General features: G+C 38.1%; 12 protein-coding genes, 4 tRNA genes and 1 pseudogene. 10 read left to right on the top strand and 7 right to left on the bottom strand.

Annotated features, from left to right (window positions below):
- Positions 1-272: 272 nt before the first annotated feature.
- The gene (gene purA, locus AC6H22_RS04115) at positions 273-1,571 is read right to left on the bottom strand and encodes an adenylosuccinate synthase (RefSeq protein ID WP_005633671.1); all 1,299 of its coding nucleotides are present in this window, start codon (positions 1,569-1,571) and stop codon (positions 273-275) included.
- Positions 1,572-1,700: 129 nt separating this feature from the next.
- The gene (lysC, locus tag AC6H22_RS04110) at positions 1,701-3,053 is read right to left on the bottom strand and encodes a lysine-sensitive aspartokinase 3 (RefSeq protein WP_118817002.1); all 1,353 of its coding nucleotides are present in this window, start codon (positions 3,051-3,053) and stop codon (positions 1,701-1,703) included.
- A gap of 365 nt (positions 3,054-3,418) precedes the next feature.
- Here lysC and AC6H22_RS04105 point away from each other — a divergent pair.
- The 5 genes from AC6H22_RS04105 to AC6H22_RS04085 all read left to right on the top strand — a co-directional run bounded on the left by AC6H22_RS04105 (position 3,419) and on the right by AC6H22_RS04085 (position 4,533).
- A tRNA-Met gene (locus AC6H22_RS04105) sits at positions 3,419-3,495 on the top strand.
- A 5-nt stretch (positions 3,496-3,500) separates the two neighbouring features.
- Positions 3,501-3,585: transfer RNA gene (locus AC6H22_RS04100), tRNA-Leu, on the top strand.
- Positions 3,586-3,613: 28 nt separating this feature from the next.
- Positions 3,614-3,688, top strand: a tRNA-Gln gene (locus AC6H22_RS04095).
- Positions 3,689-3,734: 46 nt separating this feature from the next.
- Positions 3,735-3,809 (top strand) — tRNA-Gln (locus tag AC6H22_RS04090).
- Positions 3,810-4,221: 412 nt separating this feature from the next.
- Positions 4,222-4,533, top strand: a complete 312-nt coding sequence (locus AC6H22_RS04085; RefSeq protein WP_497515530.1) for a DUF2726 domain-containing protein — start codon at positions 4,222-4,224, stop codon at positions 4,531-4,533.
- 93 nt (positions 4,534-4,626) lie between these two features.
- Here the strand turns inward: AC6H22_RS04085 and rplY are convergent, their stop codons facing one another.
- Positions 4,627-4,914 (bottom strand): 50S ribosomal protein L25, encoded by a 288-nt coding sequence (gene rplY, locus AC6H22_RS04080; RefSeq protein ID WP_005633680.1) that lies wholly within the window; start codon positions 4,912-4,914, stop codon positions 4,627-4,629.
- Positions 4,915-5,139: 225 nt separating this feature from the next.
- Between rplY and AC6H22_RS04075 the strand changes: the two genes are divergently transcribed.
- Complete coding sequence (locus AC6H22_RS04075; RefSeq protein ID WP_118817001.1) at positions 5,140-5,745, top strand: DedA family protein; 606 nt, start codon at positions 5,140-5,142, stop codon at positions 5,743-5,745.
- Between the two features lie 246 nt (positions 5,746-5,991).
- Positions 5,992-6,639, top strand: a complete 648-nt coding sequence (locus AC6H22_RS04070; RefSeq protein ID WP_497515393.1) for an OmpW/AlkL family protein — start codon at positions 5,992-5,994, stop codon at positions 6,637-6,639.
- A 77-nt stretch (positions 6,640-6,716) separates the two neighbouring features.
- On the opposite strand, the gene ribE is transcribed toward AC6H22_RS04070, so the two are convergent.
- Positions 6,717-7,331, bottom strand: coding sequence for a riboflavin synthase (ribE, locus tag AC6H22_RS04065; protein WP_046953484.1), 615 nt, complete (start codon positions 7,329-7,331; stop codon positions 6,717-6,719).
- Positions 7,332-7,373: 42 nt separating this feature from the next.
- Between ribE and hmrM the strand changes: the two are divergent.
- From hmrM to tyrS, 3 genes and pseudogenes are all read left to right on the top strand, one after another.
- Positions 7,374-8,752: pseudogene (hmrM, locus tag AC6H22_RS04060) on the top strand (sodium-coupled multidrug efflux MATE transporter HmrM).
- A gap of 8 nt (positions 8,753-8,760) precedes the next feature.
- On the top strand, positions 8,761-9,477 hold the full coding sequence (gene sfsA / locus AC6H22_RS04055) for a DNA/RNA nuclease SfsA (RefSeq protein ID WP_046953482.1): 717 nt from the start codon (positions 8,761-8,763) through the stop codon (positions 9,475-9,477).
- 198 nt (positions 9,478-9,675) lie between these two features.
- The gene (tyrS, locus tag AC6H22_RS04050) at positions 9,676-10,863 is read left to right on the top strand and encodes a tyrosine--tRNA ligase (RefSeq protein ID WP_005625679.1); all 1,188 of its coding nucleotides are present in this window, start codon (positions 9,676-9,678) and stop codon (positions 10,861-10,863) included.
- An 82-nt stretch (positions 10,864-10,945) separates the two neighbouring features.
- Here the strand turns inward: tyrS and AC6H22_RS04045 are convergent, their stop codons facing one another.
- The 3 genes from AC6H22_RS04045 to lolB are packed head-to-tail and all read right to left on the bottom strand — an operon-like array spanning position 10,946 to position 13,468.
- Positions 10,946-11,893, bottom strand: a complete 948-nt coding sequence (locus AC6H22_RS04045) for a ribose-phosphate pyrophosphokinase (RefSeq protein WP_005641811.1) — start codon at positions 11,891-11,893, stop codon at positions 10,946-10,948.
- A 1-nt stretch (position 11,894) separates the two neighbouring features.
- Entirely contained in the window at positions 11,895-12,836 is a 942-nt protein-coding gene (ispE, locus tag AC6H22_RS04040) for a 4-(cytidine 5'-diphospho)-2-C-methyl-D-erythritol kinase (protein ID WP_046953497.1), read from the bottom strand.
- An 11-nt stretch (positions 12,837-12,847) separates the two neighbouring features.
- Positions 12,848-13,468 carry a lipoprotein insertase outer membrane protein LolB gene (gene lolB, locus AC6H22_RS04035; protein ID WP_032825338.1) on the bottom strand — a complete coding sequence of 207 codons (621 nt, stop codon included), beginning with the start codon at positions 13,466-13,468 and terminating at the stop codon, positions 12,848-12,850.
- Between the last annotated feature and the right edge of the window lie 52 nt (positions 13,469-13,520).

Genomic DNA, 13,520 nt, shown 5'->3' with positions numbered 1-13,520 from the left:
GTCAATTTTGCTATGTTTTTGGAGTATGATCAGGCTTGATTTTCCTTACTATAACAGGCATTGATGTTTCTGTTTTGGTATTTTAAACCGAATAAGACAAGTTTTTCTGGTACACCTGGTCCTTGTTTTCCTCTGCGATGAGCACCAATACTTCCTAATCTACATTTGCCTCAATGAGAAAGTATTTGAAAGGTTATTTTGATAGAGATGCAGTAGATGAAATTTATAGTAAAAAACCGCACTTTTAAGGTGCGGTCAGAAATTTAAAGTAATTAAGCTGCGAACGGATCACGTAAAATCATTGTTTCTACACGATCAGGGCCTGTTGAAAGAATATCAATTGGTACCCCAGTTACTTCTTCAATACGTTTAATGTAGTTAATGCAGTTTTGTGGTAATTTATTTACATCTGTGACCCGGAAAGTATTTTCTTTCCAACCTGGTAATGTTTCATAAATTGGTTCTACACCTTCCCAATCCTTCGCTGCTAATGGTGCATATTCAACGATTTCACCATTTGGCATTTTGTATGCAACACAGATTTTAACTTCATCAAAACCATCCAATACGTCCAGTTTGGTCATGCAGAAGCCAGAAATAGAGTTGAGTTGGATTGCACGTCGAATGGCTACGGCATCGAACCAACCACAACGACGTGGACGGCCTGTTACCGCACCAAATTCGTTACCTTTACGTGCAATTTCAGCCCCCACATCATCAAATAATTCCGTTGTGAATGGACCACCACCTACACGAGTACAGTAAGCTTTGATGATACCAAGTACATAATCAAGATTACGCGGGCCAAAACCAGAACCTGTTGCCACACCACCAGCCGTTGTGTTTGAGCTGGTTACATACGGATAAGTACCGTGGTCGATATCTAACATGGTACCTTGTGCACCTTCAAATAAAATATGCTCACCATTTTTGCGTGCTGTATCAAGAATTGTAGTGATGTCTGCCACCATACCAGTGATTACATCGGCAATTGCCATTACATCATCTAAGGTTTTTTGATAATCGACAGGTTCAACTTTGTAGTAGTTCACCAATTGGAAATTATAGTATTCAAGGATGTTTTTGAGTTTTTCGGCAAAGGCTTCTTTATTAAATAAATCGCCTACGCGTAAACCACGACGGGCCACTTTATCTTCATAAGCAGGGCCAATACCACGACCAGTTGTACCGATAGCTTTTTTACCGAGTGCTGCTTCACGGGCGTGATCCATCGCTACATGATAAGGCAAGATTAAAGGACAAGCTTCAGAAATTAATAAACGTTCACGAACTTTAATACCACGGCTTTCAAGTTCGCCCATTTCTTTCATTAATGCTTCAGGCGAAACCACAACACCATTACCAATTAAGCAAGTTACGTTTGGATGTAACATACCAGATGGAATTAAACGTAATACGGTTTTTTCTCCATTGATGATAAGTGTATGGCCTGCGTTGTGACCGCCTTGGTAACGAACTACGTATTTTACGCGATCCGTTAGAAGATCGACGATTTTCCCTTTACCTTCATCGCCCCATTGAGCGCCTAAGATAACAACACTTTTTCCCATAATTTCCGCCTTTTATTCGGTTAAATTAGTCAAATGAACAGCCGTTTACTTTACTCTTTTTCGGCTTTAATCTCAATGATATAAAAGAAAAAGTGCGGTGATTTTTCACCGCACTTTAGGCTTTCTACTTTATTCAAATAAAGATTTGTGTAACGAACGAACGACTTCATCAGCATGTTCACTTTGCACGAGCATACAAATATTGTTGGTGCTTGCGCCATAACTAATCATGCGAATGTTGTAAGATTGAAGCGTATCAAAAATACGTTTTGCTACACCGGAAGCAATGTGTAAGTCGTTTCCAATTAATGCGACTAATGACACGCCGGTATCGACTTTTACTGCACAATATTGACGGAGTTCATCTAATAATTCGGTTGAAAGTAATTCCGCTCCTGAAGATGCTGAGCCAGTTTTGTCTAATGTCAATGCAACGCTCACTTCTGATGTGGCGATTGTATCCACTGAAATTTTGTGTTTAGCCAAAATGTTAAATACATTCGCTAAGAAACCTTGCGCATGCAGCATACTTAAGCTTGAAAGAGTGAGTAAAGTTTGATCTCGGCGTAATGCAATTGCACGGAAAGTTGGACGAGGTTGAGGATCGCGAGTGACCCAAGTTCCGCCTGCTTCTGGTGCTTTACTTGAACCCACATAAACAGGGATATTGCTACGTACGGCAGGGAGCAATGTGGCTGGGTGCAGTACTTTTGCGCCAAAGGTTGCCATTTCAGCGGCTTCTGCAAAACTCATGGTATCAATTCGTTGTGCAGTAGGAACAATGCGTGGATCGGTTGTGTAAATACCTGCAACATCAGTCCAAATTAAAACGTCTTTTGCATTTAATACTTCGGCTAACAAAGCAGCAGAGTAGTCGCTACCGCCACGGCCTAATGTGGTTGTTTTACCGCTTTGTTCACGTCCGATAAAACCTTGAGTAATGACTAATTCACCTCGGTCTATTAATGGTTTTAAAATGCTATCGCTGTTTGATTGAGTTTGTTCATCATTCGGTGCTGCTTTACCAAAATGGTTATTGGTTGCAACAATTGTACGCACATCAACCCAAGTGCCCGATGTGTTTTGTTCACGTAAAATCTCAATAAAGATTTGAGTTGACATCATTTCACCGTGACTGATGAGTTCATCAGTTAATGCAGGGGACGTTGCAAGACTGGCTGCTTCAGAAAGTGCGGTAATATTTTCAAGATATTTTTCAATAATCGGACGAACACGGCTGTCGTCTTTTAATTCATTCAAAATATTCTCTTGAATTTGACGGATTTCACCGATTAATTTTTCACGTTCTGTCACTTCTACACCATTTGCTAACGCGACTAATAAATTCGTCACCCCAGCTGATGCAGAAAGCACGACTACGCGCGTATTTGGATCAGCGATGACAATTTTTGCACAAGCTGTCATTGCCGCATGGTTGGCTACAGATGTTCCGCCAAATTTGGCGACTGAGAGATGGGACATAAGATACTCCATTGATGTTGTGTGTTTTTTTATATAATTAGCTATACAAATAACGAGTTAGCTTTTTATTGTCAAATAGATTTTGGTTTAAAATTTAGAGAGTGTTTGTTTTTTAAACATAACTATATTTAGATATGATCTTTGTCATAAATCTGATTATGACAAGAGAGAAAAATTAAAGCGTCAAACTAAATAATCTCGTTGGTAATTCAGACTATAAATGCGTAAAAAATAATTGATGTGTTTTATTAATAATCAAATGAAAGGGAAAATCCAAATATTTTAAAAAAAGTATTTGACGAGTATCCTCAAAATCAGCATAATACGCCCCGCAAAGCCGATATGGTTAGGCAAATTAAGGTAATGGCTACATAGCTCAGTTGGTTAGAGCACAACACTCATAATGTTGGGGTCGCAAGTTCGAATCTCGCTGTAGCCACCAAATTTGCGGGACTGGCGAAATTGGTAGACGCACCAGATTTAGGTTCTGGCGCCGAGAGGTGTGTGGGTTCAAGTCCCTCGTCCCGCACCATTTATCGCTTTGTAAGTCAAATAGTAGTTGGGGTATCGCCAAGCGGTAAGGCACCGGGTTTTGATCTCGGCATCCCTAGGTTCGAATCCTAGTACCCCAGCCATACTATCAAATAAATCTTCTTTATATCTAATCAAAGATTTCTCTGTTGGGGTATCGCCAAGCGGTAAGGCACCGGGTTTTGATCTCGGCATCCCTAGGTTCGAATCCTAGTACCCCAGCCATATTTTTGAAATTCTCATAGCTCTAGCAAAAGCTAGTTTTTTGCCTTATTTAAGGTTGTTTTTGCGATCCAGATCTCAAATACGTTTATTTGTAATATAAAGTAATATTCTATTAATACTATCTTGTTTTCCTGTTCATTTAGGAGAGCAATATGGAATTTTTTTACAATACATCATTATTTTCATTTTTGTTATTTTATTTGTAATTGGCTTATTTTCATCTAAATCAAGATCAACTCGCCCTAATGCAAGAAGAGTCGTCTTTATCTTTCGACAGAAAACAAAATTAATATTGTGAATAAAAATGATCATTTTGATGTCGTTATATTGAGTAAGTATAAAAGAAAAGCCTTGATGAATAAGAGTGAATATCAACTTTTTCTTCGTTTAGAAAAGTTGTTGTCTAAAGGTTATCAAGAGTTCCGTTTTATTTACTCAGGTTTTAATGGGAGAGTTTTTAGAATCAATAGATAAAGAGGCCCATTTTGCGATAAATAGTAAACGAGTAGATTTTTTGATTGTAGATAAGAACGGCTGTGCCGTAATAGTAATTGAATATCAAGGGCAGGGACATTATCAGGATAATGCGGCGAAGCGTGATGCAGTGAAACGGGAGGCTTGTCGAAAGGCAGGGGTGATTTTTTTAGAATTTCAGCCAAACTATGGAAAAGCAGAATTAGAATTTATTGGTGAAAACTTAAAACGTTATTTGATAAAAAATTAAAGTTTAGGTATTTATTGAGAAATAATTAAAATACTCAGAACAAAAAAGCTAAGACTGATATCTTAGCTTTTTTACTTTGTTCAAACTTGTGAATTACGCGCGTTTGAAGTCAATGTGAACCAATTTTGGTTTGAATGGGTGACGTTGCATTGCTTGTACTTTAACTGCAACTTCTTTACCACCGATCACTAAAGTAATCACTTCAGAATAGAAAGATTCATGTGCTTGCGCGTTGTTTAATTCATCGTGGTTTAAGATGATTGAAACTGGCTCTTCGCTACCACCATAAACGATTGCAGGGATTTGACCATTGTGACGCAGGCGGCGGCTCGCACCCTTACCTTGCGCTGTACGAACTTCAGCGTTAAATTTAAATGCCATTTTAATGTTCTCTTTAAATTAATGTTAAAAGAAAGAAAATTGCAGGCGACCCAGCAATTTTCCAAATATTGTTCTCGAAGATAACTGTTGAGTCATGCTTTGAGACGGCGAATTATAGAATATCCCTCTTTTCAAAGCAAACTTTTTCTAGGTTTTTTACCCTGAAAAGATTAGAATGTTTAACAATTTTTTACGATATTCATTAAAAAATAAAGTAGGAAGATTATGGAATTTCTGATTGGATTTTTTACTGAGTACGGCTATTGGGCTGTTCTTTTTGTTTTAATTATTTGTGGATTTGGTGTGCCTATTCCAGAAGATATCACGTTAGTTTCTGGCGGTGTCATTGCGGGGCTTTATCCAGAAAGCGTGAATTCACATTTAATGTTGCTAGTCAGTATGATTGGTGTACTTGCGGGCGATTCTAGTATGTATTGGCTTGGTCGTATTTATGGCACAAAAATTTTACGTTTTCGCCCAATGCGTAAAATCGTGACATTACAACGTTTAAGAATGGTGCGTGAAAAATTCGGCCAATATGGCAACCGAGTGTTATTTGTCGCACGTTTTTTACCCGGTTTGCGTGCCCCAATTTATATGGTCTCTGGCATTACTCGCCGTGTCAGTTACACACGTTTTGTCTTAATTGATTTCTGTGCTGCCATTATTTCTGTGCCAATTTGGGTTTATTTAGGCGAACTGGGCGCAAAAAATTTAGACTGGTTACATGCTCAAATCCAAAAAGGTCAAATGGTAATTTATGTGCTTATCGCTTTACTTGCCCTATTCCTTTTCTGGAAATGGAAAAAATCGAAAAAACAAGCGAAGTAATCAAACAAAAGAGCGGTTAAAAAATTCTGTGTTTTTTAGCCGCTCTTTTTTATTTTGAATCTAAGTATATTGGCTTTATTTGATCACTTAATTCAACTCAAATACCCAATTTTGACATAGATTATATATTTACCTTTTCAATAATCATCAAAAAAATTGATTTTAATCAATAAAATTTTTCTTTAAATGAGTAAACTTTTTATACCTCTTGTTGGGTATGGGTAAAATTTTTTAAGGAATGTCACTATGAAAAAAACAGCATTAACACTTATGTTAGGTGGGATTTTATTAGCAGGTTCAGCTGCAGCACACGAAGCTGGAAGTGTTGTGGTTCGTGCCGGTGCAATTACTGTAGATGCAAATTCAAGCTCAAGAACTCAAACTGCTATTGATGTGGGATTAAAAGTAAAAAATAATACTCAACTAGGTTTAACCGGAACCTATATGTTAACAGATAATATTGGTGTGGAATTATTAGCTGCAACGCCGTTCTCTCATAAAATTCATGCGAATGTACCTACACTTAACCTTGATTTAGGTAAAACAGCAATCGTGAAACAATTGCCCCCAAGCTTATATGCTCAATACTATTTCTTTAAAGCAGATTCAGTTGTACGTCCTTATTTAGGTGCTGGTTTAAACTATACTCGTTTCTATCACGCAAAATCTGTTAACCCTGCAGTGACTAACTTAGAAGTGAAAAAACATTCATTTGGTCCTGTAGCAAATGTGGGTTTAGATGTGAAATTGGCTCAGAATGTTTATTTCAATGTTTCAGCATGGTATACACATATTAAAACCACAGCAAAATTCCAAGCGCTTGGTGCAAATCATGAGGTTAAGTTAAAACTTGATCCAATGGTGTACTTTGCGGGCATTGCGGTGAAATTCTAATTTCATTGATAAAACGGTCAAACAAAAGAGCGGTTAAAAAATCCTGTATTTTTTAGCCGCTCTTTTATTTCAATAGACTATAAATTTCTCGCTTTTAGATAATTTTCCACTGTATCTACTATGGCTTGGGTTTGTGGATCGATTTCAATATTCACGATATCGCTCACTTTACGTTGCCCCATTAAGGTTCGTTGCAAAGTTTCAGGAATTAAATTCACGCAGAATTGTGAACCTTTTACTTCGCCAATAGTGAGGCTAATGCCATCTACGGCAACAAATCCTTTCGTTAAAATATATTTCATTACATCTGCGCTTGGCAGCTCAAACCAAATTTGTCGGTTATTTTCACTAGCGATAATGTTTGAAATTTTTGCCGTACAATATACATGGCCAGATAATAAATGTCCGCCGATTTCGGTTCCCATTTGCATGGCTCGTTCGATATTTACATTATCACCTACTTTCAACAAGCCAAGATTCGTAATTCTTAAGGTTTCTTGCATGAGATCAAAGCTAACGAGATCGCCGTTAATTTCAGTCACGGTTAAACATACACCGTTATTTGCCACCGATGCGCCAATTTCTAGGTCTTTACGCATTTCAGGTGGTAATTTTACCACTTGTGTTCTAAAATTAGCCTTTTCTGTAATTGAATGAATAGGCGCAGTGCCTTGTACAATTCCGGTAAACATATTTTCTCCTTTTCTAAAAATTTTTCTTAGTATATCAAATTTATGAATTTTCGTCTTTTATCCCAATATCACGCTGATATTAAAAAATTAATTAAAATTTCTTTACCCATTTTGTTAGCGCAAATCGCACAAAACTCAATGGGACTAGCGGATACCATTATGGCTGGTCGAGTGAGTTCTACTGATATGGCAGCGATTTCTGTCGGCGCATCTATTTGGATGCCATTGGTGCTTTTCGGTCAAGGTTTATTATTGGCGCTCCCACCGACTATTTCTTACCTAAACGGTTCAGGCCAACGCCATCGCATTGCCCATCAAGTTCTGTGTTAGGCATGAGTATTCCTTTAGGTTTGCTGATTTATTTCTGTGAAATTCCGCTGCAATATATGCAAATGGAAAGCAAAATGTCAGATTTAGCACGTGATTATTTACATGCGATGTTGTGGGGATTGCCTGCTTATTTGATGCTGATTAATTTTCGTTGTTTAAATGATGGTATTGCCAAAACCAAGCCTGCAATGGTCATTACCTTTTTAGGTTTACTGCTGAATATTCCGCTTAATTATATTTTTATTTATGGAAAATTTGGTATGCCTGCTTTTGGTGCGGTGGGCTGTGGCATTGCGACAGCTATTGTGAACTGGGCAATGTGCTTAATGATGATGTTCTATTCCTACACGAATGCTCAAGAACGCTCACTAAAAGTATTTAGCCAATTAATTGAAATGCCGAATCCCAAAACACTTAAAAAACTACTGCGTTTAGGGTTGCCCATTGCTATTGCACTTTGTTGTGAAGTGGCATTATTTGCCCTCACTTCGTTAATGCTTTCTCCGCTAGGCTCAACCGTTGTGGCGAGCCATCAAATTACATTGAATACCAGCTCTTTTATTTTCATGTTCCCCCTGTCAATTGGTATGGCAACAACGATTTTAGTCGGACAAGCATTGGGGGCAGGTTCTCCTCAAAATGCGAAAAAAATGAGCTATGCCGCATTATTATTAGGGCTGACTATCACAATCATTACCGCATTAATTACGATTTTCTTCCGTTATGAAATTGCCTCTATTTTCGTAACTGATGAAATTGTCATCGCCATGGCGGCAAATTTATTATTATTTGCCGCACTTTATCAATTTTCAGATACCGTCCAAATGGTGGTTGGCGGCATTTTACGGGGCTATAAAGATACTAAAGTCATTTTATATATTACCCTTTTCTCTTATTGGGTAATTGGTGTGCCACTTGGTTATACGCTCGGTCGTACAGATTGGCTTGTTCCACACATTGATGCGAAAGGTTTCTGGATTGCCTTTGTGGTATCACTCACTTTTGCGGCGATCTTACTTTCTTTGAGAATGAAAAAAATGCAAGCCATGAGCGATAATGCCATTTTACAACGTTTAGAAAAACTCAAATAAGGAACTTTATGCAACTTCCAGCTTTACAATCGGCAAAATTAATTCGTCGTTACAAACGCTTTCTTGCGGATATTGAACTACCAACTGGTGATGTGATGACAATCCATTGTGCCAATACAGGCGCGATGACTGGGTGCGGTGAAAAAGGTGATATAATTTGGTATTCACATTCCGATAGTCAAACCCGCAAATATCCTCATTCTTGGGAACTTACTCAACTTGAAAATGGGCAACTTTGCTGTATCAATACGCATCGTTCTAATCAGCTTGTCTTTGAAGCACTGCAAAATAAGCAAATCAAAGAATTAGCAATGTATGAGGAAATTTATCCTGAAGTGAAATACGGCGAAGAAAATAGCCGAATTGATTTCTTACTAAAAGGCGAAGGCTTACCCGATTGTTATGTGGAAGTGAAGTCCATCACCTTAGTGAAAGGAAATTTAGGCATGTTCCCCGATGCGGTTACTACGCGTGGGCAAAAACATGTCCGAGAATTACTGGCAATGAAAAAACAAGGTCATCGCGCAGTGGTACTATTTGCTGGGTTACATAATGGTTTTGATCGTTTCAAAATCGCAGAATATATCGATCCCGAATATGATCGCTTATTAAAAGAAGCAATGGAACAAGGCGTTGAAGCCTATGCTTATGCGGGTAAATTTGAAATTTCTAATGGAATTCCTACCGCACTTTCCTTAACAGAATCGGTGCCTTATATAAAATAATATTTTTTGAGAATTATTTTCATTTAATTATTGACAAGGTTATTGATAACAATTATCATCTAACTATTCCAACAACAATATTAGATAATCACTCCAACATTCCCGCCTATTTCCCCACAAATAGGCGTTTTTTTTATTCACAAATCGCCAAGAATCCCTATAATAAAACCTTTCAAAAAACATAATTAGGAAATAATAATGACTGACATTAATACCGTTCTCGCGGAACTAAAGCGCGGTACTGATGAAATCCTTTCAGAAGCGGATTTAATCGAAAAACTGAAAGAAAATCGCCCATTAAAAGTAAAATTAGGCGCCGATCCAACCGCACCAGATATTCATTTAGGGCATACTGTTGTATTAAATAAATTACGTCAATTTCAACAACTCGGTCATGAAGTCTATTTCTTAATTGGTGATTTCACTGGAATGGTGGGAGATCCATCGGGAAAAAACGCCACGCGTCCTCCACTCAGCCGTGAAGACGTATTGCGTAATGCTGAAACCTATAAAGAGCAAATTTATAAAATTCTCGATCCACAAAAAACTAAAATCGTCTTCAACTCTGAATGGTTAAGCAAACTTGGTACAGAAGGCATGATTCGTCTTGCAAGCAACTACACCGTTGCGCGTATGCTTGAACGTGACGACTTCAAAAAACGCTTTAGTAACAACCAACCCATTGCAATCCATGAATTTATTTATCCATTATTACAAGGTTATGATTCCGTTGCATTAGATGCAGATGTGGAACTAGGTGGTACAGACCAAAAATTCAACTTACTTGTTGGTCGTGAATTGCAAAAATCAGCAGGCAAAAAACCACAGGTTGCGATTACACTCCCGTTACTCGTTGGCTTAGACGGCGAGAAAAAAATGTCCAAATCACTTGGTAACTATATCGGCGTAACGGAAGCACCAAGCGACATGTTCGGTAAAGTGATGTCAATTTCTGATGAACTCATGTGGGATTGGTATAACCTTCTTTCATTCCGTCCATTAAGTGAAATTGCACAATTAAAATCAGAAGTAGAAAACGGCAAAAATCCACGTGATGTAAAAATCTTATTAGCAAAAGAATTAATTGCACGTTTCCACAATGAAGAGGCAGCAAACGCCGCAGAACAAGAATTTATTAATCGTTTCCAAAAAGGCGCGATGCCTGATGAAATGCCTGAATTTACGTTTTCTGGTGAAATTGGTTTAGCCACCTTATTAAAAGAAGCGGGACTTGTGCCTTCTACTTCAGAAGCAATTCGCTCTGCTCAACAAGGCGGTGTAAAAATCAATGGTGAAAAAGTCGATAACGTAAAAGACAATGCACCGAAAGGCACAAATGTTTACCAAGTGGGTAAACGAAAATTTGCGCGTGTAACGGTTGAATAAAGTAGATACAGATAAATAATGTAAATAAAAAAATACCGCACTTTGGCAATAAAAGTGCGGTATTTTTCATTGAAATTTTAATTTAGTTAAACATAGCAGAAATAGATTCTTCGTTGCTAATTCGACGAATAGCTTCTGCCAGCATGGAAGAAAGCGTAAGCACGCGAACTTTACCGATAGCTTTCATTTCTTCTGATAATGGAATGGTGTCAGTAACAACAATCTCATCGATGGCATCGCTGGCTAAGTTTTTGGCTGCAGCGCCAGAGAAAACTGCGTGAGTTGCATAAGCAAAAACACGTTTCGCACCACGTTCTTTTAATGCTTCTGCCGCTTTACAAAGCGTACCGCCAGTATCAATCATATCATCTACTAAAATACAATCACGATCTGCAACATCACCGATAATATGCATCACTTGTGCTACGTTTGCGCGAGGGCGGCGTTTGTCAATGATAGCCATATCGGTATCGTTTAATAATTTAGCCACAGCACGAGCACGTACAACACCGCCAATATCTGGGGAGACAACAATTGGGTTTTCAAGATCAGATTTTTTCAAAATATCGTGAATTAAAACCGGAGAACCAAATACGTTGTCTACTGGAACATCAAAGAAACCTTGAATTTGTTCTGCGTGTAGGTCGCAGGTTAATACACGGTCAATACCAACAGTTGAAAGTAAATCAGCTACAACTTTAGCGGTAATTGGTACACGTGCCGAACGAACACGACGATCTTGGCGAGCATAGCCGAAATAAGGAATCACGGCAGTAATACGACCAGCAGACGCTCGACGTAATGCATCTACCATCACAATCAATTCCATCAAGTTATCATTGGTTGGTGCACAAGTTGATTGGATGATAAATACATCCGCACCACGCACATTTTCATTGATTTGAACTTGAATTTCACCATCGCTGAAACGTGCGACCGTCGCATCGCCTAGTGAAATATATAAACGTTCAGAAATACGTTTTGCAAGTTCAGGTGTTGCATTACCCGCGAAGAGTTTAATGTCAGGCATTTTATAAAACCTCAGGTTTAGATTGTCGATGAGTATAAGTTGATGATAGCTGCTTCAACATTGCGTGCAAGGGAGAAACATTGAGTCCTTTAGTGACGAAACCAAAAAATTCTTTTGGTTTTTGTCTAAATACCGCTTGTGCCTCTGCCTCATGCTCAAATTCAGCAAAAACACATGCTCCCGTTCCTGTTAATCTTGCCGGCGCATATTGTAGCAACCAGTTTAGCGCTTTTTCAACGTTTGAATAATGATTTATCACAATTTTTTCGCAATCGTTTACATAAGATTCGCTCAAAAGTTGTTCTAGGGATTTTTTCGGTGTATTACGTGGTAAATTTGGATCTTGAAATATCGCAGCCGTCGATATTGAATCATCGGGTTTTAATACAACAAACCATTTTTCGGCAGGTTCACAATAAGTGATTTTTTCCCCTACACCTTCAGCAAAAGCAGCATGTCCATGTACAAATATTGGCACATCAGCGCCTAGTGTTAATCCTAATTTTGCCAGTTCATCAATGGATAAATTGGCTTGCCATAAATAATTTAACGCGACTAATGCGGTTGCTGCATTGGATGAACCACCACCGACACCGCCTCCCATTGGAAGAATTTTGTCTAAATGAATATTTGCACCTAATTGAATATTGGCTTTTTCTTGTAAAAGTTTTGCAGCTCGATAAATTAGATTATTTTCCGTTTTTAGATTTGGAATTTCTGGGGTTAAAACAATTTGATTATCTTCTTCACGGATACTCATTTCTAACCAATCGCCGAAATCTAAAAATTGGAAAAGTGTTTGTAATTCATGGTAGCCGTTCGGCAATTTTCCGTTGATATAAAGAAATAAATTCAGTTTGGCTGGGCTAGGGAAGCGCAATGGCTTCCCATTTGATTGTGTTGTATTTTGACAAAGTGCGGTAGAAAATTGATGTGATTTCATTAATGTATTCATTAGTAAATCCACTCATCCACGCGAATTTTTAGAGTTTGTTTCGTGCTGTCATTTTTTAGCAGAATATTTTCAGGCATCGAATTATTTGAGTGATAGGTTAGATAATCTGCTGTCCATTGAGAACCATCCACATGATAAGTAAATGCGCCAAGTAAATGGTTGGTGCCCACTTGATAATCCGCGTTCATTGCCGGTTGGCCTTTCAACCAATAAGCTAAATGTTCTAATGGCACATCCATGCCAATGATCTCTTGTAATAATAGTTTCGCATTGGCTGCAGATTGTTGATTACCGTTGTTATCGGAAATTGTCATACCGCTTTGATGCATTTGAATCCAAAGGGTAGATTTACTGATCAAAGAATAGAGTTTAAGTGTATAAGATTTTGGATTTTGGTATTGCCATTCAAAGCGGCTAGAAAAACGTTCTGTAGGACTGATATAACCAATTTGTCCTTTAGCTTGATAGGATTGAATTTTTTGAATCTTTTGTAGATGCTGTTGCCATGTGGCATCCGTTTTATCGATGTATTGCACGTTAACTGGACGTTCAGCATCCATCGTACAGGCTGTAAGTATGCTGGTTACAAAAAGTGCGGTGAGAAATTTAAACGTTTTCATATTATTCATCAAGTTAATAAGCTCGCGTATTTTAAGGATTTAGTTTAATTGA

Source organism: Haemophilus sp. THUN1690 (genome assembly GCF_059704375.1).
Note: the sequence above shows the minus strand (reverse complement) of the source record. Positions and strands in the feature narration are given on the sequence as shown.